General features: G+C 69.7%; 14 protein-coding genes. 1 reads left to right on the top strand and 13 read right to left on the bottom strand.

What is annotated here, in order from left to right; genetic code table 11:
* Positions 1-2 precede the first annotated feature (2 nt).
* The 11 genes from pgi to uvrC all read right to left on the bottom strand — a co-directional run bounded on the left by pgi (position 3) and on the right by uvrC (position 14091).
* Complete coding sequence (pgi, locus tag ACTMTU_RS17660) at positions 3-1652, bottom strand: glucose-6-phosphate isomerase (RefSeq protein WP_441264470.1); 1650 nt, start codon at positions 1650-1652, stop codon at positions 3-5.
* Positions 1653-1820: 168 nt separating this feature from the next.
* The gene (locus tag ACTMTU_RS17655; protein WP_003957010.1) at positions 1821-2156 is read right to left on the bottom strand and encodes an RNA polymerase-binding protein RbpA; all 336 of its coding nucleotides are present in this window, start codon (positions 2154-2156) and stop codon (positions 1821-1823) included.
* A gap of 135 nt (positions 2157-2291) precedes the next feature.
* Positions 2292-2522 (bottom strand): preprotein translocase subunit SecG, encoded by a 231-nt coding sequence (gene secG, locus ACTMTU_RS17650; protein WP_005318972.1) that lies wholly within the window; start codon positions 2520-2522, stop codon positions 2292-2294.
* Positions 2523-2645: 123 nt separating this feature from the next.
* A complete protein-coding gene (gene tpiA / locus ACTMTU_RS17645) occupies positions 2646-3434 on the bottom strand; it encodes a triose-phosphate isomerase (RefSeq protein WP_441264420.1) in 789 nt (262 codons plus the stop codon).
* A 6-nt stretch (positions 3435-3440) separates the two neighbouring features.
* A complete protein-coding gene (locus ACTMTU_RS17640) occupies positions 3441-4652 on the bottom strand; it encodes a phosphoglycerate kinase (protein ID WP_441264419.1) in 1212 nt (403 codons plus the stop codon).
* A 134-nt stretch (positions 4653-4786) separates the two neighbouring features.
* Entirely contained in the window at positions 4787-5797 is a 1011-nt protein-coding gene (gene gap, locus ACTMTU_RS17635) for a type I glyceraldehyde-3-phosphate dehydrogenase (protein ID WP_441264418.1), read from the bottom strand.
* Positions 5798-6020: 223 nt separating this feature from the next.
* Positions 6021-8969, bottom strand: coding sequence for a M14 family zinc carboxypeptidase (locus tag ACTMTU_RS17630; protein ID WP_441264417.1), 2949 nt, complete (start codon positions 8967-8969; stop codon positions 6021-6023).
* Between the two features lie 187 nt (positions 8970-9156).
* Positions 9157-10146 (bottom strand): DNA-binding protein WhiA, encoded by a 990-nt coding sequence (gene whiA / locus ACTMTU_RS17625; protein ID WP_005318962.1) that lies wholly within the window; start codon positions 10144-10146, stop codon positions 9157-9159.
* Positions 10137-11171, bottom strand: coding sequence for a gluconeogenesis factor YvcK family protein (locus tag ACTMTU_RS17620; protein WP_441264416.1), 1035 nt, complete (start codon positions 11169-11171; stop codon positions 10137-10139). Before ACTMTU_RS17620 ends, whiA begins: the two co-directional genes overlap by 10 nt.
* Positions 11168-12109: an RNase adapter RapZ gene (gene rapZ, locus ACTMTU_RS17615; RefSeq protein WP_441264415.1), complete on the bottom strand. Its 942-nt coding sequence runs from the start codon at positions 12107-12109 to the stop codon at positions 11168-11170. Before rapZ ends, ACTMTU_RS17620 begins: the two co-directional genes overlap by 4 nt.
* Positions 12106-14091, bottom strand: coding sequence for an excinuclease ABC subunit UvrC (gene uvrC, locus ACTMTU_RS17610; protein ID WP_441264414.1), 1986 nt, complete (start codon positions 14089-14091; stop codon positions 12106-12108). The genes rapZ and uvrC overlap by 4 nt, the downstream gene beginning before the upstream one ends.
* Positions 14092-14310: 219 nt before the next feature.
* On the opposite strand from uvrC, the gene ACTMTU_RS17605 reads away from it, so the two are divergent.
* A complete protein-coding gene (locus tag ACTMTU_RS17605) occupies positions 14311-15243 on the top strand; it encodes a hypothetical protein (protein WP_441264413.1) in 933 nt (310 codons plus the stop codon).
* Between the two features lie 30 nt (positions 15244-15273).
* On the opposite strand, the gene ACTMTU_RS17600 is transcribed toward ACTMTU_RS17605, so the two are convergent.
* Both ACTMTU_RS17600 and uvrA read right to left on the bottom strand, forming a co-directional pair.
* Positions 15274-15696 carry a Rieske (2Fe-2S) protein gene (locus ACTMTU_RS17600; protein ID WP_441264412.1) on the bottom strand — a complete coding sequence of 141 codons (423 nt, stop codon included), beginning with the start codon at positions 15694-15696 and terminating at the stop codon, positions 15274-15276.
* Between the two features lie 299 nt (positions 15697-15995).
* Entirely contained in the window at positions 15996-18962 is a 2967-nt protein-coding gene (uvrA, locus tag ACTMTU_RS17595) for an excinuclease ABC subunit UvrA (RefSeq protein ID WP_441264411.1), read from the bottom strand.
* Positions 18963-19138 lie beyond the last annotated feature (176 nt).

Genomic DNA, 19138 nt, shown 5'->3' with positions numbered 1-19138 from the left:
GGTCACCGGCCGCGCAGTGTCCGGTACTTGCCGGCCAGCGTCGCGGTGGAGCTGTCGAGCTGCTCGCCGCCCCTGCCCTCGGTCAGCACCGGCTCGATCTTCTTCGCGAGGACCTTGCCGAGCTCGACTCCCCACTGGTCGAAGGAGTCGATGTTCCAGATCGCGCCCTGCACGAACACCTTGTGCTCGTAGAGGGCGATCAACTGGCCCAGTACGGAGGGCGTGAGGTCCTCCGCGAGGATCGTCGTCGTCGGGTGGTTCCCCTTGAACGTCTTGTGCGGCACCAGGTCCTCCGCGACGCCTTCCGCCCTGACCTCCTCGGGCGTCTTGCCGAAGGCGAGGGCCTGCGTCTGGGCGAAGAAGTTGGCCATCAGCAGGTCGTGCTGCGGGACGAGTCCGGCGAGCAGCCCGGGGACCGGCTTGGCGAAGCCGATGAAGTCCGCGGGGATGACCTTCGTGCCCTGATGGATCAGCTGGTAGTACGCGTGCTGGCCGTTGGTGCCGGGGGTGCCCCACACGACGGGGCCGGTCTGCCAGTCGACCGGATTGCCGTCACGGTCGACCGACTTGCCGTTGGACTCCATGTCGAGCTGCTGGAGGTACGCGGTGAACTTGGACAGGTAGTGCGAGTAGGGCAGCACCGCGTGCGACTGGGCGTCGAAGAACGCCCCGTACCAGACGCCCAGAAGGCCCAGCAGGAGCGGGGCGTTGGCCTCGGGGGGCGCGGTGCGGAAGTGCTCGTCGACGAGGTGGAAGCCGTCGAGCATCTCGCGGAACCGCTCGGGGCCGATCGCGATCATCAGGGACAGGCCGATCGCGGAGTCGTACGAGTAGCGGCCACCGACCCAGTCCCAGAACTCGAACATGTTGGCCGTGTCGATGCCGAAGTCGGAGACCTTCTCGGCGTTGGTGGACAGGGCGACGAAGTGCTTGGCGACCGCGTCGGGGCCGACCCGGAGGTTCGTGAGCAGCCACTCGCGGGCGGAGGTGGCATTGGTGATCGTCTCGATGGTGGTGAAGGTCTTCGAGGCGATGATGAAGAGCGTCTCCGCCGGGTCGAGATCCCTTACGGCCTCGTGGAGATCGGCGCCGTCGACGTTCGAGACGAAACGGAACGTCAGGTCCCGCTCGGTGTAGGACCGGAGCACCTCGTACGCCATCGCGGGCCCGAGGTCGGAGCCGCCGATACCGATGTTGACGATGTTCCTGATGCGCCTGCCGGTGTGGCCGGTCCACTCGCCGGAGCGGATCCGCTCCGAGAAGGCGGCCATCCTGTCCAGCACCGCGTGGACGTCCGGCACCACGTTCTCGCCGTCGACCTCGATGACGGCGTCCCGCGGGGCACGCAGGGCCGTGTGCAGGACCGCCCGGTCCTCGGTGGTGTTGATCTTCTCGCCGCGGAACATGGCGTCGCGCAGCCCGGCGACGTCGGTGGCGGCGGCCAGTTCGCGCAGCAGGGCCAGCGACTCGTCGGTGATCAGGTGCTTGGAGTAGTCCAGGTACAGATCACCCACCTGGAGGGTGTACTTGCTGCCGCGCTCCGCGTCCGCCGCGAACAGCTCCCGCAGATGCGTCCCGCCCAGCTGCTCGCGGTGCTTGCCGAGAGCGGTCCACTCGGGCATCCGGTTGAGCCTGGTCTTGCCTGCGTTCATCTCGGACATCAGCCCACTTCTTCTCGTACCTGCCTGCATGCCCCGCTGCGGTTCCAACCTAATTGATCAGGCCGGTCGGTGAGGCGTCGGCGGGGCGGCGCACGAGAAGCGGCCCGGTAAAGACAAGTCCGGCCGTCACCCTTTTCGGGTGGCGGCCGGACTCAAGAACTAGATCTCGCCCCGCAGTTTGGCGAGCGCTTCCGCGAGAATCGCCTCGCCGTCCGCGTCGCTGCGCCGCTCGCGAACGTACGCGAGGTGCGTCTTGTACGGCTCCGTGCGCGGCGGGTCCGGCGGATTGTCCCGGTCCTGGCCGGCCGGGAACCCGCACCGCGGGCAGTCCCACGTGTCGGGGACCTGTGCGTCACTGGCGAAGCTCGGCTGCGTCTCGTGCCCGTTCGAGCACCAGAAGGAGATGCGGAGGCGCGGCGCGGACTCGCCTCGCTCTGCCTCGCCCATCGGCCCCGCTCCGACCCGGCTTCCCCGGATCGCGTTGCCACTTGCCACGGTCGTAACTCCCTGCGTGATGGTGCTGCACAGCGTCTCACAGCGGCTGCGCCGCGAGTGCCCCAGTCTACGTAAGGCCCAACGCTCGTCCAGTGATTGGAGTTACACCCCAGCTCGGGACGGGGAATCGGTGGGTCAGCTGTCCAGCTTCATCAGCAGACCAAGTACGACAATGCACGCGAACCACAGCAGACCGACCACGACGGTGATGCGGTCGAGGTTCCGCTCGGCCACGGAGGAGCCGCCGACAGAGGACTGCATTCCGCCACCGAACATGTCGGAAAGACCGCCGCCCTTCCCCTTGTGCATCAGCACGAGCAACATCAGCAGCCCGCTGAAAATGATCAGGGCGATCGAGAATCCCATAACCACGGCTGGACCCTACTTCCTGGCAATTCTCTTGGACTCAATACGGACGACGGGGGCCCGGGCTCGATGTGTGAGCCGCAGGCCCCCGCAAGGGTACGCCGGATCGGCGCTACCGCATACTCACTGGTCGCGGAACCGGACGATCTTGACGAACTCGTCCACGTCCAGCGCCGCCCCGCCGACCAGGGCGCCGTCCACGTCGGGCTGGGCCATGATCGCGGCGACGTTGCCCGCCTTCACCGAGCCGCCGTACTGGATCCGGACCTTGTCGGCCAGCTCCTGGGAGTACAGCTCCGCGAGACGGCCGCGGATCGCACCGCAGACCTCCTGCGCGTCCTCGGGGGTGGCGACCTCGCCGGTGCCGATGGCCCACACCGGCTCGTAGGCGATCACGATGGTCTCGGCCTGCTCGGCCGGGACATCCTTCAGACCGCCGTCGAGCTGGGCGAGCGTGTACTCGACCTGGTTGCCGGCCTTGCGGATGTCGAGGCCCTCGCCGACGCACAGGATCGGGGTCAGGCCGTGCTTGAAGGCCGCCCTCACCTTGGCGTTGCAGATCTCGTCGGTCTCGGCGTGGTACTGGCGGCGCTCCGAGTGGCCCACCGCGACGAAGGTGCACTTCAGCTTGGCCAGCATCGGGCCGGAGATCTCGCCGGTGTAGGCGCCGGAGTCGTGCGCCGAGATGTCCTGGGCGCCGTACTTGATCTTCAGCTTGTCGCCGTCGACCAGGGTCTGGACGGACCGAAGGTCGGTGAAGGGCGGCAGGACGGCGACCTCTACGGCGTCGTAGTCCTTGTCGGCCAGCGCGAAGGCGAGCTTCTGGACGTGAGCGATGGCCTCGAGGTGGTTGAGGTTCATCTTCCAGTTGCCCGCCATCAGCGGGATGCGGCCCTGGTCAGTAGCAGTCATGCGGGGTCAGTCCTCCAGTGCGGCAAGGCCGGGAAGCGTCTTGCCTTCGAGATATTCGAGGCTCGCGCCGCCGCCGGTCGAGATGTGGCCGAACGCCTTCTCGTCGAAGCCCAGGATCCGCACGGCAGCGGCGGAGTCGCCGCCGCCGACCACGGAGAAGGCCGGGGAGTCGACGAGCGCCTGGGCAACGGCCTTGGTGCCCTCGGCGTAGTCGGGGTGCTCGAAGACGCCCATGGGGCCGTTCCAGAAGACGGTGGCCGCGTCGGCGAGCTTCGAGGCGTACAGCTGGCGGGTCTTCGGACCGATGTCCAGACCCTCCTGGTCGGCGGGGATGGCGTCCGCGGCGACGACGGTGGGGTTGGCCGGCGCCTTGGTCTTCAGGTCCGGGAACTCGGACGAGACCAGCACGTCGACGGGGAGCACGAACTCCACACCCTTGGCCTTGGCGCGCTCCAGGTACTCGAGCACGGCCGGGACCTGGTCCTCCTGGAGCAGCGAGATGCCGACCTCGTGGCCCTGGGCCTTGAGGAAGGTGTACGCCATGCCGCCGCCGATGAGGATGCGGTCGGCCTTCTCCAGCAGGTGGTCGATGACCCCGAGCTTGTCGGAGACCTTGGCGCCGCCGAGCACGACGACGTAGGGCCGGCTGACGTCCTCCGTGAGCTTCTTGAGGACGCCGACCTCGGTGTCGATCAGGAAGCCTGCGGCGTGCGGCAGCCGGGCCGGGAGATCGAACACGGAGGCGTGCTTGCGGTGCACGGCGCCGAAGCCGTCGCCGACGTACACATCGGCGAGGGAGGCGAGCCGGTCCGCGAAGGCGCCGCGCTCGGCGTCGTCCTTGGAGGTCTCGCCGGGGTTGAAGCGGAGGTTCTCCAGGACGGCGACCCGGCCGTCCTCGAGGTTGGCGACAGCGGCCGCGGCGGACTCACCGACGGTGTCGGTCGCGAACTCCACGTGCGTGCCGAGCAGCTCCCCGAGCCGGGCGGCGGCCGGGGCCAGCGAGAAGGCGGGGTCCGGGGCGCCCTTGGGGCGGCCCAGGTGCGAGGCGACGACGACCCGGGCCCCGGCCTCCGCCAGCCTGGCGATGGTCGGCTGCACGGCCCGGATGCGGCCGTCGTCGGTGATGGTCGTGCCGTCGAGCGGCACGTTGAGGTCGGCGCGGACGAATACCCGCTTGCCCGCGACCCCGTCGGCCAGCAACTGGTCGATGGTCTTCATGTTTTTACGGCTCCTCGGAGGGCTGCACGCGCGACAGGGCTCGAACGGCGCCACTTTGCGCTGCCCGAGCCCTGTTGCTCACATCTTTGTGCTCTCGTTGCAGATCAGGTGCAGATCAGATCAGGCGCTGCTGATCAGAGCTGGTTGCCCACGAAGACCGTAAGGTCCACGAGGCGGTTGGAGTAGCCCCACTCGTTGTCGTACCAGCCGAGGATCTTCACCGACTTGCCCTCCTGGACCATGGTCAGCGAGGAGTCGAAGGTGCAGGACGCGGCGTCGCCGACGATGTCCGAGGACACGATCGGGTCCTCCGTGTAGAAGAGGACACCCTTCAGGTCGCCGTCGTCGGCGGCCTTCTTGAACGCGGCGTTGACCTCGTCCTTGGTGACCTCACGCTCGAGCTCGACGACCAGGTCGGTGGCCGAACCGGTCGGGACCGGGACGCGCATCGCGATGCCGTCCAGCTTGCCCTTCAGCTTCGGCAGGACCAGGGCGGTGGCCTTGGCGGCACCGGTGGTCGTGGGGATGATGTTCTCCGCGGCGGCGCGGGCGCGACGCAGGTCGGAGTGGGGGAAGTCCAGGATCCGCTGGTCGTTGGTGTACGCGTGGACCGTGGTCATCAGACCCTTGACGATGCCGAAGTTCTCGTCCAGAACCTTGGCCATCGGCGCCACACAGTTGGTGGTGCAGGAGGCGTTGGAGATGACGTGGTGGTTGGCGGCGTCGTACTTGTCCTGGTTGACGCCCATCACGATGGTGATGTCCTCGTCCTTGGCCGGAGCCGAGATGAGGACCTTCTTGGCGCCGCCGGCGATGTGCTTCTCGGCGTCGGCCTTCTTGGTGAAGATGCCCGTCGACTCGATGACGATGTCGACGCCCAGCTCGCCCCACGGGATGTCGGCGGGGTTGCGCTCGGAGAGCACCTTGATGGTGTGGCCGTCGACCGTGATGGTGTCGGCGGTGTGGCTCACCTCGGCCTTGAGACGGCCGAGGATGGTGTCGTACTTCAGCAGGTGGGCCGTGGTCGCAGTGTCACCCAGGTCGTTGACAGCCACGATCTCGATGTCTGCACCCTGCTCCAGCAGCGCGCGGAAGTAGTTACGACCGATGCGGCCAAAGCCGTTGATGCCTACGCGGATCGTCACGAACCGATCTCCTCGTTGGTACGCCGGTTTTCGACGCCGGCGAGTTGTATGGGATGTCCCCGACCGCCTACGACCCTACCCCCCTGAAGGCCCCGTAGTGACATCGAGATGCCGTGTGTGCAACACGGTGGCCCGTACCCGCCAGTAGGAATTCCGGCCACCGTGTCCCGCACCGGATCGCGGGGCGTTCAAAGCGTCGCCCCGCGCCCGGTCACGGCTCTTCTCAGCGCCGCAGCGCCCTGAGTGCCGCGGCGACGATCCGCTCACGGTCGGACGCCGTTCGCACGTGCTCGAGGCCGAAACCGATCAGCACACTGTCGCGCGTGCTCACCGCCGACGCGGACGGATACAGGTCCTGGCTGCGCTCCCAGTTCCCCCGCAGGGCGGGGCTGCCCTCAGGTGGGCCGGCTGCCGCCCAGGGCTCCAGCGAGGTCTCGAAGCCCTCGATGGGCTGCTCCACGCCGCCGGTGACGAGCCGGGTGTCGTCGACGAAGACACCGCGGCCGCCTTCGCTCGGGTCGGTGACATAGGAGACGGAGACCTCGATCTGCTTGCCCGCGTAGGCACTCAGGTCGAAGGAGGCCGCCCGCCAGCCGTCGGACGCCCCGGTGAAGGCGTTCCACGCGCCGGTGGTACCGCTCGCCGTGCACGCGTCCTCGCCGAGGGTGAGGTAGTGCCGCAGGAACGGGTGCTGATCGATGTAGAAGCCGCCGTCGCACTGGGCCGGGACCTCGGTGGAGGTGCCGCCGCCGGCGTCCGGGAGCGTCGTCCAGTCGTCCTGGCCCACGGTGTGGACCTCGACGACGGCGTTGTCGTAGCCGGGCTCCGTGTCGAAGCTCAGCCGCATGTCCAGGGCGGGCCGGTCGGCGGCCGCCGTGCCGGTCAGATCGATCGTGCGGGACAGCCGCGCCCACGAGGAGTTGCGGTGGGTGACCGCCGCGTACCACTCACCGCCGTACGGCGAGAACGGCATCCTGGCGCCCGGGTAGTCACCCGCGGCGGCGCTGTCGAACCGCGGGAACTCGTCCGGCGGCAGGGTGTCCGAGGTGATCGTGTAGGCGCCGGCCGCGTCCAGCGGGTTGCCCGGGACGCCCCCGAGGGCGCCGGAGGCGCCGGTGAGGCGTCCGGTGCCGAGGAAGCCGGTCACTCCGGCGAGCGAGGCCCGTCCGGATGCTCCGAGGTAGTACTGCGAGAAGTCGTCGCTCAGCGCCCCGCCGAGGTCGGCGTCACCGCCGGCGCGCTCGCCCATGGAGACGAGCTTTCCGCCCTCGTTGAGGTAGGCCCGTACGGCCTGCGTGGTCGCCCAGGACGGCTCGGCCGCGCCCGAGTACCAAACGACGGTCCGGAAGTGACCGAGGACCGCGAGCGGGTGCGGGGCGCCCTGCGTGGCGACGTCCCAGACGGCACTGCGGTGGCCGTTGGCGGCCAGGGCGCGGGTGTAGGCGGCGCTGTGCGCGGCGGCGGCCGTGCCGCCCTCCTCCGCGATCACCAGCGTGTCCCCGCGCGGCCGTTCCGCGACCTTGTACGTGAAGTGCTCGCTGGCGGTGCGCTCGCCGCTCCTGGTCCTGCCGGTGAACCACACCTCGACCCGGTCGCCCGGCCCTGCGCCCTCGACCTCGGCGCGGTACTCGTCGAAGTGGAGGTTGTCCTCGCCGCCGAACCGCTCGCCGCCCTTCCACGGGTGCAGCTCCGCGCCGTGCGTGCGGCCGCCGTTGATGCGGTAGTTGAGCTCCTTGTCGCGCAGTGACCTGCGGGCGGTGACGGAGACCTCCTGGTCCTCGCCCCGTGCGTAGGACGTGGCGAAGGTGTCGGGGGTGAAGTCCGCGGCCGTGAGGCCCAGCGAGGAGGACGGCTGGTCGGGATGGGCCGCGGTCTCGGCCACGGAGAGCGCGAAGGGGATGTTCTTGGCGAACTCCTGCTGGATCAGTTCCTCGTCGTCGGGGAAGGTGAAGATGGACGCGCAGTCCGCGGCGTTCCACTCGTCGTCGGGGTCGACGCGCGAGGCGGTGGCGCAGGTCGACATCTCGGGGGTGTACATCATCATCCCGTTGACGTTGGCCGCGTGGCCGTCGGCCTCGCCGTTGGTGGTGTAGAGCTCGGAGGAGAGCTGGGGCCGGTAGCCGGGGATCGCGGAGTTGCCCGGCGTGCCCGCGAGGGCCCGGTAGAGGACGTCGTCGGGGGTGGGTGTGGCGACCTGCCAGCCGACTCCGTACAGCAGCAGCTGGGCGGCGGAGTGGTAGTTGATGCCGTACTGGAAGCCGATGCGCTTCTGGAAGCGGTCGATGGCCTTGGTCTCCGGCTCGGATCCGGGGCCGGTGCCGCGGTAGGTCTCGTCGAACGGGTCGGGCGAGGACCCCTCGTTGTCGTAGCCCCACTTGTAGGCGAAGTTGCGGTTGAGGTCGACGCCGTCGCCCGCGGTGATCCGCCCGTCGCCGTTGTTGTCGCGGAGGTTCTTGCGCCACTGGCGCTCTTCGGTGCCGGTGAATGTGTGGTCGTAGCCGTCGGGGTTGGCCGACAGGACGAACCACAGCTCGGTGGAGTCGACGATCTTCGTGATCCGCGGGTCCTTGCCGTAGCCCTCGAGGTAGTGGTGCATCAGCCGCCGGGTCATCTCCGGGGTGATCCACTCCCGGGCGTGCTGGTTGGACATGTAGAGGGTGGCGGGCCTGGAGCCGTCGCGGTACCTGTCCGCGCCCCTGGAGACCTTGAGGGCGAGGATGTCCTGACCCTTGACGGTCCGGCCGATGCTCACGACCTTGGTGAGGGCCGGATGGGCCCTGGCGGTGGCGAGGATCTCGTCCTTGAGGCCGCCTTCGCCGCTGTACGGGCGGAAGACACCGTCGCCTGCGGCGGCGAGGTGCTTCTCCGTCTTGGCGGAGAGGGTGTGCTCGGTGATGTCGACGCCCTGCTCACGCAGTTCGCCGGCCTGCCGCTCGGTGAGGTGGAGCTCGATGGTGGCGGTGCCCTTGTCCGGGATCTGCTCGCCCAGCTCATGGCCGTCGGTGCCCGCCGCGAGGATCAACGGGACCTGTTCCTTGCTCACTTCCGCATGCCATACGGCGAGTTCGTCGCCGTTCCCGCCCCCGGAATCGGCCTGCGCGATCGGCGCTGCCGATACTCCTGCGACCAGGAGTGCGGCAGCGGCGAGGATCGATCTCGCTCTGCGTCTCATAAGCCCCCCTTGCTGTTGTCTGCCAGGAAAGTGCTCGTGTCCGCCGTGATGACGGGCATGCGACAGGCTCATGACTCTCCATGATCATGTCAATAGGGCCGGATCGGCCCACGCGGGCCGGGAAACGACACTGCCGACGCCTCAAGAGGCGTCGGCAGTAAAGCTGTCGAGCTACATGCCAGGAGCGTCAGCCGACCAGACCGTCGGCCATCTCCTCCGTCAGATTCGACTCCGTACCCGGGATACCCAGGTCCTGGGCGCGCTTGTCCGCCATCGCCAGCAGGCGGCGGATCCGGCCCGCGACCGCGTCCTTGGTCAGCGGCGGGTCGGCGAGGGCCCCCAACTCCTCCAGCGAGGCCTGCTTGTGCTCCATGCGCAGCCGGCCCGCGGCCGCGAGATGCTCGGGCACCTCCTCGCCGAGGATCTCCAGAGCACGCTGCACCCGGGCGCCCGCCGCCACGGCCGCACGGGCCGAGCGGCGCAGATTGGCGTCGTCGAAGTTGGCCAGGCGGTTGGCGGTGGCGCGCACCTCGCGCCGCATCCGCCGCTCCTCCCACGCCAGCACCGACTCGTGGGCCCCGAGCCGCGTCAACAGCGCGCCGATCGCATCACCGTCACGGACCACCACCCGGTCCACGCCCCGCACCTCGCGCGCCTTCGCGGCGATCGAGAGCCGACGGGCGGCGCCCACCAGCGCGAGGGCCGCCTCCGGCCCCGGGCAGGTGACCTCCAGGGAGGACGACCGGCCGGGCTCGGTCAGCGAACCGTGCGCCAGGAACGCGCCCCGCCAGGCGGCTTCCGCGTCGCACGTCGCACCCGAGACCACCTGGGGCGGCAGGCCCCTGATCGGGCGCCCCCGGCCGTCGACCAGACCCGTCTGGCGGGCGAGCTGGTCACCGCCCGCCACCACCCGCACGACGAAACGGGAGCCGCGGCGCAGACCGCCGGGCGCCATGACCATCAGCTCCGAGCTGTGGCCGAAGATCTCCAGGATGTCCCGTTTGAGCCGACGCGCGGCGATGCCGGTGTCCAGCTCCGCCTCGATCACGATGCGGCCGCTCACCAGGTGCAGACCGCCCGCGAACCGCAGGATGGCCGAGACCTCCGCTTTTCTGCAGCAGGTCCGGGTGACGGGGAGCCGGGAGATCTCGTCCTTCACCGCTGCCGTCATCGCCATGGGCCGATCCTTCCATGCATCCGAAAAATACGGTCGTACGCGGCGGCCAACAGCTCCGGGTCGTGCTTCGGAAGTCCGTCGGGAGAGGCCACCGGAGCCAGCTCGACCGCGGCGCCCAGCCGCTTGGCGGCGTCGGCGAGGGACTCGCGGTCGGGCACTGCGGCCTCGTCGGCCAGCACCACGTCCAGGGCGAGTTTAGGCGCGTGTCGTCCCAAAACCTCCAAATGACGCTGCGGGGAGAAGCCCTCAGTTTCTCCGGGCTGGGGCGCGAGATTGAGCGAGAGCACCCGGCGGGCCTTGGTCTGCACCAGCGCGTCGAGCAGCTCGGGCACGAGAAGGTGCGGAATCACCGAGGAGAACCAGGAGCCGGGACCGAGGACCACCCAGTCGGCGTCCAGCACGGCCTCCACGGCCTCCGGGACGGCCGGCGGGTCGTTCGGCACGAGATGCACGGACTGCACCTCACCCGGCGTGAGCGCCACGGTCGCCTGGCCGCGCACGGTGTCCACCTCGTCCGGGCGGCTCGGGTCGTGCCCGCGCACCAGCGCCTGGAGCTCGAGTGGCACGGCCGACATGGGCAGCACCCGCCCGTGCGCGCCGAGCAGTTTGCCGACCAGGTCCAGTGCCTGGACATGGTCGCCGAACTGCTCCCACAGCGCCACGATCAGCAGATTGCCGACGGCGTGCTCGTGCAGCTCGCCCTGGGACTGGAAACGGTGCTGGATGACCCGCGCCCAGGTCTGACCCCAGTCGTCGTCGCCGCACAGCGCCGCCAGGGCCTTTCGCAGGTCGCCGGGCGGCAGCACGCCGAGTTCCTCACGGAGCCGGCCGCTGGAACCACCGTCATCGGCGACCGTGACGACCGCCGTGAGGTCGCCGGTGATACGGCGCAGGGCCGTGAGGGAGGCGGACAGCCCCATCCCGCCGCCGAGGGCGACGACCTTGGGCTGGGCTCCGCGCTTCCGGGCCGACGGCGTGCGCGTGGTTCTGCGCAGCCGTCGCAGCCGGAGGTTGCGTCCGGTCACTCGCGCCCCAGGTCCCGGTGGACGACGACGGTCTCGACACCGGCGGCGGACAGACGGGCGGCGAGCTTCTCCGAGGTGGCGACCGAGCGGTGCTTGCCGCCGGTGCAGCCGACGGCGACGGTCACATAGCGCTTGCCCTCACGGCGGTACCCGGCGGCGATCAGCTGGAGCAGCTCCGTGTAGCGGTCGAGGAACTCCTTGGCGCCGGGCTGGTTGAAGACGTAGTTCGACACCTCGTCGTTCAGGCCGGTGAAGGGACGCAGCTCCGGCACCCAGTGCGGGTTCGGCAGGAAGCGCATGTCCACGACGAGGTCCGCGTCGACGGGCAGGCCGTACTTGAAGCCGAACGACATCACCGTGGCCCGCAGCTCGGGCTTCTCGTCGCCCGCGAACTGGGCGTCCATCTTGGCGCGCAGCTCGTGGACGTTCAGGCCGGAGGTGTCGATCACCAGGTCGGCGTCGCCGCGCAGCTCCCGCAACAGGTCGCGCTCGGCCGCGATGCCGTCGACGATCCGGCCGTCGCCCTGCAGCGGGTGCGGGCGCCGGACCGACTCGAAACGGCGCACCAGGGCGTCGTCGGAGGACTCCAGGAAAACGATCCGGCGCGTGACCTGCTTGGCGTCCAGGTCGGCCAGGGACTCGCGGAGATTGTCGAAGAAACGCCGGCCGCGTACGTCGACGACGACCGCGATCCGGGCGACGTTGCCCTGGGAGCGAGCGCCGAGCTCCACCATCGTGGGGATCAGGGCGGGCGGCAGGTTGTCGACGACGAACCAGCCGAGGTCCTCCAGGCACTTGGCTGCCGTACTGCGGCCCGCGCCCGACATACCGGAGATGATCACCAGCTCCGGGATGGCCACGTCCGCCGCGGTCTCACGGGGCTCGGTGCCGTTGCCCGTACTCACGTCTGCTGCTCCGTCTCCGTCGTGCTCAGTCATGTCGTGCTGCCCCCGTCGCTGTCTTCAATGATCTCTCCTGTCGCGGTGTTCACGGCGGGCGCGGGCGCCGCCGACTGCGCCAGCGCCACCACCACCGACTCGGCGGTCTTGCGGCCCATGCCGGGAACCTCGCAGATCTGCTCGATTGTCGCCTGCCGCAGACGCTTGACCGAGCCGAAATGCTTGATCAGGGCCTGCTTCCTGGTCTCCCCGAGACCGGGGACCGCGTCCAGTGGGCTGGTCCTGATGCGCTTGGACCGCTTGGACCTCTGATAGCGGATGGCGAAGTCGTGAGCCGTGTCACGCACCCGCTGGAGGAGATACAGGCCCTCGCTCGAACGCGGCAGGACCACGGGATCGTCCTCGTGCGGCAGCCAGACCTCCTCGAGCCGCTTGGCGAGACCGCAGACCGCTACGTCGTCGATCCCGAGCTCGTCCAGGGCGCGCTTGGCCGCGGCGACCTGCGGCTGCCCGCCGTCGACGACGACCAGCTGCGGCGGGTACGCGAACTTCTTGGGCCGGCCGTCGTCCTCCAGCGCCTCGTGCGCCGGGTCGTCGCCGCCGATCCACTCTCCGGTGCGGTCCTTCTCCGCGAGATAGCGCTTGAAACGCCGGGTGACCACCTCGTGCATGGACCGGACGTCGTCCTGCCCCTCGAAACCCTTGATCTGGAAGCGGCGGTACTCGCTCTTGCGGGCGAGGCCGTCCTCGAAGACGACCATGGACGCCACCACGTCCTCGCCCTGGAGGTGCGAGATGTCGAAGCACTCGATGCGGAGCGGCGCCGAGTCCAGGCCGAGCGCCTCGGCGATCTCCTCCAGGGCGCGGGAGCGTGTGGTCAGATCGCTGGCGCGCTTGGTCTTGTGCAGCCCGAGGGCCTGGAGCGCGTTGCGCTCGACGGTCTCCATCAGGGCCTTCTTGTCGCCGCGCTGCGGAACGCGCAGGGAGACGGCCGCGCCGCGCCGGCCGGCCAGCCACTCGGTGACGGCCTCCGTGTCCTCCGGCAGGGCGGGGACCAGGACCTCCTTGGGGACGGCGTCGCCGCTCTCCTCGCCGTACAGCTGCTGGAGCGCGTGCTCGACCAGGCCGGCCGTGTCCACGTTCTCGACCTTGTCGGTGACCCAGCCGCGCTGGCCGCGGACGCGGCCGCCGCGGACGTGGAAGATCTGCACGGCGGCCTCCAGCTCGTCCTCCGCGAGCGCGATGAGGTCGGCGTCGGTCGCGTCGGCCAGCACCACCGCGTTCTTCTCGAGGGCGCGCTTGAGGGCCTCTATGTCGTCCCGCAGCCGGGCGGCCTTCTCGTACTCCATCTCCTCGGCGGCGGCCATCATCTGCTTCTCGAGGCGGCGGATGTAGGTGCCGGCGCGTCCGGCCATGAAGTCGCAGAACTCCTCGGCCAGTTCGCGGTGCTCCTCGGGGGTGACGCGGCCCACGCAGGGCGCCGAGCACTTGCCGATGTAACCGAGCAGGCAGGGGCGGCCCTTCTGCACGTGGTTGCGGAAGACGCCCGCGGAGCAGGTGCGCACGGGGAAGACGCGCAGCATCAGGTCGACGGTCTCGCGGATGGCCCAGGCGTGCCCGTAAGGACCGAAGTACCGCACGCCCTTGCGCTTGGCGCCGCGCATGACCTGCACCCTCGGGAACTCCTCGTCGAGGGTGACCGCCAGATACGGATAGCTCTTGTCGTCGCGGTACTTGACGTTGAACCGGGGGTCGTACTCCTTGATCCAGGAGTACTCCAGCTGAAGCGCCTCCACCTCGGTGGAGACGACCGTCCACTCCACGGAGGCCGCGGTGGTCACCATGGTGCGCGTGCGCGGGTGCAGATTCGCCAGGTCCTGGAAGTAGCTGGCGAGGCGCTGGCGCAGGCTCTTGGCCTTGCCGACGTAGATCACCCGGCGGTGCTCGTCGCGGAACCGGTAGACCCCCGGTGAGTCGGGGATCTGTCCCGGCTTGGGGCGGTAGCTGGAGGGGTCGGCCATGCCGTCCACCCTACTGGCGGACAGTGACAGCCCGGCCCCTCCCGTCGGGGACGTGATCGCCCCTCCTTGTCCCGCCACGGGGGCGCCGGACGCCGATGGCCCGACGGCTCTTGTCGCGGGCAGGTCAACACGCTTCAATGCGGGGTTACGCGCCGCTGTGAACGGCCCGATCCGGATGTGAACACTTCCGTCCGGCGCTCCACGTCCCCGGAGGAATCCATGGGTCACACCGAGGCCGACCTGGCGCGGGTGCTGAACACCGGCCCCTTCCATCTCGCGCTCCGCGCCGCCCTCGCCGTACGGGGCCTGCCGCTCCAGCGCGTGCAGCACCACCTCGCCCACCGGGGGATCAAGGTCGGCGTGACGAGTCTCAGTTACTGGCAGCAGGGTGCCCGGCGCCCGCAGCGCCCCGAGTCGCTACGGGCGGTGCGAGCCCTGGAGGAGGTCCTCGGCCTCCCCGCCCGCTCCCTGGTGCGGCTGCTCGGCAGCGGCGAGGACGGCGCGACGGCGGAGACCGAGCGGCCCGCCGGCAGCTCCCACCACGCGCTCGTGGACTCCTTGGACGCGGCGGAACGGCTCCTCACCGGTCTACGCTCCCCCGAGGGCCGGGGCCTGCACACCATCGGACACCAGGAACGGGTGCGGATCGGTGCCGGGCGGCAGCTTCTGGGACGTGACTCGCAGCAGGTCGTGCGCGCCCACCGCGACGGCGTCGACCGCTGTCTCGCCGTCCACCGCGGCGGGACGGGCTGCGACCCGGCGGCCGTCGAGGTGAGCGCCCTGGAGAACTGCCGCCCGGGCCGGGTGCGGTGGGACCGGGCCAGCGGCGTCGTGGTCGCCGAGTTGCTCTTCGACGCCCCGTTGCGGGAGGGCGAGACATACGTCTTCGGCTACGGCTTCGAGGACGGCACCGGCGGCCCGAGCACCGAGTACGCACGCGGCTTCAGCTCCGCGGGCGGGCACTACATGCTGCAGGTGCGCTTCGAGCAGGGTGCCCTGCCGGAACGGTGCCACCGCTTCTCCCGGGCCACGACAGGGGCGCCGCGGGGCGCCCGCACGGAACTCACGCCCGGTGCGCGGCACCGCACGGTGCACCTCGTGGAGCAGGGGGTCCGCCCGGGGGTCCTGGGCATCGCCTGGGACTGGGACTGAGCCCGTCCCGCGGGCGTCCGTCCTGCGGCGTTACGCGCCGGGACCCGCGACGAGCTTGCCGCCCTCGGCCCTGACCGGCACCTCGGGCAGCGGCACGGTGGCCGGGCCCTTCAGCGCCTTGCCGGTCGTCACATCGAAACGGCTGCCGTGGCAGGGGCAGTTGCCCTCGCCGCCCTCCACCTTGTCGAGGACGCAGCCGGCGTGGGTGCACTGGGCGCTGAAGGCCTTGTACTGGCCCTCGGCGGGGCAGTGCACCATCAGACGCTGCTCCCGGTACAGCTTGGTCCCGCCGACGGGAACGGCGTCCGCCGGACCCAGGTCCACGGGCGCAGTGGGGGTGGGTACCTCCGCGTGCCCCAGCTTGGAGTCGGTGGAACATCCGACGACCCCCAGCCCGGCGGCCCCGGCGACGGCGGCGCCCTTCAGGACGGTACGGCGGGCGGTCGGGGACATGGGGGACTCCATGGGTGGGTCGAGTCGGGTGTGATCCGGTTCGGCCGGTGGCATCGCTGCCCCGACAGACCCGACGATACCGGCGGAGATCGCCGCGACGTCGGGCGGGTCGGTGCGGGTCCGCTGCACGGGGCAAATGAAGGCGAGGCTGAAGTTGCCCGGCAACTTCAGCCTCGCCGTCATTCGAGGCGCGGGGGCCCGGTGGGGGTCCCCCCACGCCGCCAGGCGTAGGGGGAGGAGCCCCCGTTCCGGGAAGGGGCGGGGTGGGGAAACGGCCCGATGCAGCAGACCCCCCGTCGTCACCCCTTCCGCGCCGCCCGTGCCGCTGTCTTCTTCGCAGGCTTCGCCACCGACGCCCCCACCTTCGCCGCCTTCGCCGGCTTACGCGCCGCCGGCACCGCCGCCGCCGCGTCGCTGATCCGGTCCGCGTCGAGGATGTCGCGCAGGAACTTGCCGGTGTGGCTCGCCGGGACGCCGGCGACCTGCTCGGGTGTGCCCTCCGCGATCACCAGCCCGCCGCCGCTGCCGCCCTCCGGGCCCATGTCCACGACCCAGTCCGCCGTCTTGATGACATCGAGGTTGTGCTCGATGACGATCACCGAGTTCCCCTTGTCGACGAGGTCGGACAGGACGTTGATCAGCTTGCTGATGTCCTCGAAGTGCAGACCGGTGGTCGGCTCGTCCAGGACGTACACCGTGCGGCCGGTGGACCGCTTCTGCAGTTCGGACGCCAGCTTCACACGCTGCGCCTCACCGCCCGACAGCGTCGGCGCGGACTGGCCGAGCCTCACGTAACCGAGTCCCACCTCGTTGAGGGTGCGCAGATGGCGGGAGATCGTCGGGACGGCCTCGAAGAAGTGCAGCGCCTCCTCGATCGGCATGTCCAGGACCTCGGCGATGGACTTGCCCTTGTAGTGGACCTCCAGCGTCTCGCGGTTGTACCGCGCTCCGTGGCAGACCTCGCACGGGACGTAGACGTCCGGCAGGAAGTTCATCTCGATCTTGATGGTGCCGTCGCCGGAGCAGTTCTCGCAGCGGCCGCCCTTGACGTTGAAGGAGAACCGGCCGGGCAGATAGCCGCGGACCTTGGCCTCCATCGTCTCCGCGAAGAGCCTGCGGACGTGGTCGAAGACGCCGGTGTACGTCGCCGGGTTGGACCGCGGGGTGCGGCCGATGGGCGACTGGTCGACATGTACGACCTTGTCGACGAGGTCGTCGCCGTCGACCCGGGTGTGACGGCCCGGCACCGACTTCGCGCCGTTCAGTTCGCGCGCGAGGTGGGTGTAGAGGATGTCGTTGACCAGGGTCGACTTTCCGGATCCGGAGACCCCGGTGACGGCCGTGAGGACGCCGAGCGGGAACGCGACGTCGATGTCCTGGAGGTTGTTCTCCCGGGCGCCGTGCACGGTCAGCCTGCGCGACGGGTCGACCGGGCGGCGGAGCTCCGGGGTAGGGATGGACCGCTTCCCGGACAGGTACTGCCCGGTGATCGACTCCTTGTTGGACAGCAGCTGCTTCAGCGACCCGGAGTGCACGACCTTGCCGCCGTGCTCACCCGCGCCGGGGCCGATGTCGACCACCCAGTCCGCGACCTTGATCGTGTCCTCGTCGTGCTCCACGACGATGAGCGTGTTGCCCATGTCGCGCAGGCGGACGAGGGTCTCGATCAGCCGGTGGTTGTCCCGCTGGTGGAGACCGATGGACGGCTCGTCGAGGACGTAGAGCACACCGACGAGGCCGGAGCCGATCTGGGTGGCGAGCCGGATCCGCTGGGCCTCGCCGCCGGACAGGGTGCCGGCGGCGCGGTTGAGCGACAGGTAGTCCAGGCCGACGTCGACGAGGAAGCGCAACCGCTCGTTGACCTCCTTGAGGACCCGCTCGGCGATCTTCTTGTCGCGGGCGTTCAGCTTGAGGCGGCCGAGGAACTCGGCGCACTCGCTGATGGACATCGCGGAGACCTCCGCGATGGACTTCTCCATCACGGTGACCGCGAGGACGATCGGCTTGAGCCGGGTGCCCTCACAGGTGGGGCACGGCACCTCGCGCATGTACCCCTCGAAGCGCTCCCTGCTGGAGTCGCTCTCGGCCTCGGAGTGCCGCCGCTTGACGAACTGCACGGCCCCTTCGAAGGCCGGGGTCGTCCAGGCGCGCTCGCGGCCGTAGCGGTTGCGGTAGCGGACCTCGAGCTGGGTCTTGTGGCCGTGGAGCAGGGCCTTCTTGGCGCGGGCGGGCAGCCCGGCCCAGGGCATGTCCGTGGAGAAGCCGAGTGCCTGGGCGAGCCCGTCGATCAGGCGGCCGAAGTACTCCTTGGTGTGGCCGTGCGACCAGGGGTGGATCGCACCCTCGTCGAGGGACTTCTCCTCGTCGGGGACGATCAGCTCGGGGTCGACCTCCATGCGCGTGCCGATGCCGGTGCAGTCGGGGCAGGCGCCGAAGGGCGAGTTGAAGGAGAAGGAGCGGGGCTCGAGCTCCTCGAAGGACAGGTCGTCGTACGGGCAGTACAGGTGCTCCGAGTACATCCGCTCGCGTTCTGGGTCGTCCTCGGGGAGGTCGACGAAGTCGAGCACGACCATGCCGCCGGAGAGCCCGAGGGCGGTCTCGACGGAGTCGGTGAGCCGGCGCTTGGCGGAGTCCTTCACGGTGAGGCGGTCGACGACCACCTCGATGGTGTGCTTCTCCTGCTTCTTCAGCGTGGGCGGCTCGGCGAGCTGGATGGTCTTCCCGTCGACCCGCGCCCGGCTGTAGCCCTTGGTCTGCAGGTCGGAGAAGAGGTCGACGAACTCTCCCTTGCGCTCGCGCACCAGCGGCGAGAGCACCTGGAAGCGGCTGCCCTCGGGCAGCTCGAGCACCTTGTCGACGATCGCCTGCGGCGACTGGCGCGAGATGGGCCTGCGGCACTCGGGACAGTGCGGCTTGCCGATGCGCGCGAACAGCAGACGCAGATAGTCGTAGACCTCGGTGATGGTGCCGACCGTGGAGCGCGGGTTGCGCGAGGTGGACTTCTGGTCGATCGAGACGGCCGGGGAGAGGCCCTCGATGAAGTCGACGTCCGGCTTGTCCATCTGTCCGAGGAACTGCCGGGCGTAGGAGGAGAGCGACTCGACGTACCGACGCTGCCCCTCGGCGAAGATCGTGTCGAACGCGAGGGACGACTTGCCAGACCCCGAGAGCCCGGTGAACACGATGAGGGAGTCACGCGGGAGGTCGAGCGAGACGTTTTTCAGGTTGTGCTCGCGAGCGCCACGAACGATGAGACGGTCGGCCACGCCGGTCCGCACCTTTCTGAGTAGAAGCGGAGGCACAGCCCCCGTCCGAGGCTGATTCCCAGCCTAGGGGGCCGCCAGAAGATGAATGCCTGACTTTCAAGGATGCCTCCACCGAGCGTATAGCACGCGCATTCGATTTCAGGCCGTCGGTCGAGACCTTCACCCGATCGAGTGGG

The organism is Streptomyces sp. OZ13, from assembly GCF_052068155.1.
In the GTDB taxonomy this organism is placed as follows: Bacteria; Actinomycetota; Actinomycetes; order Streptomycetales; family Streptomycetaceae; genus Streptomyces.
Note: the sequence above shows the minus strand (reverse complement) of the source record. Positions and strands in the feature narration are given on the sequence as shown.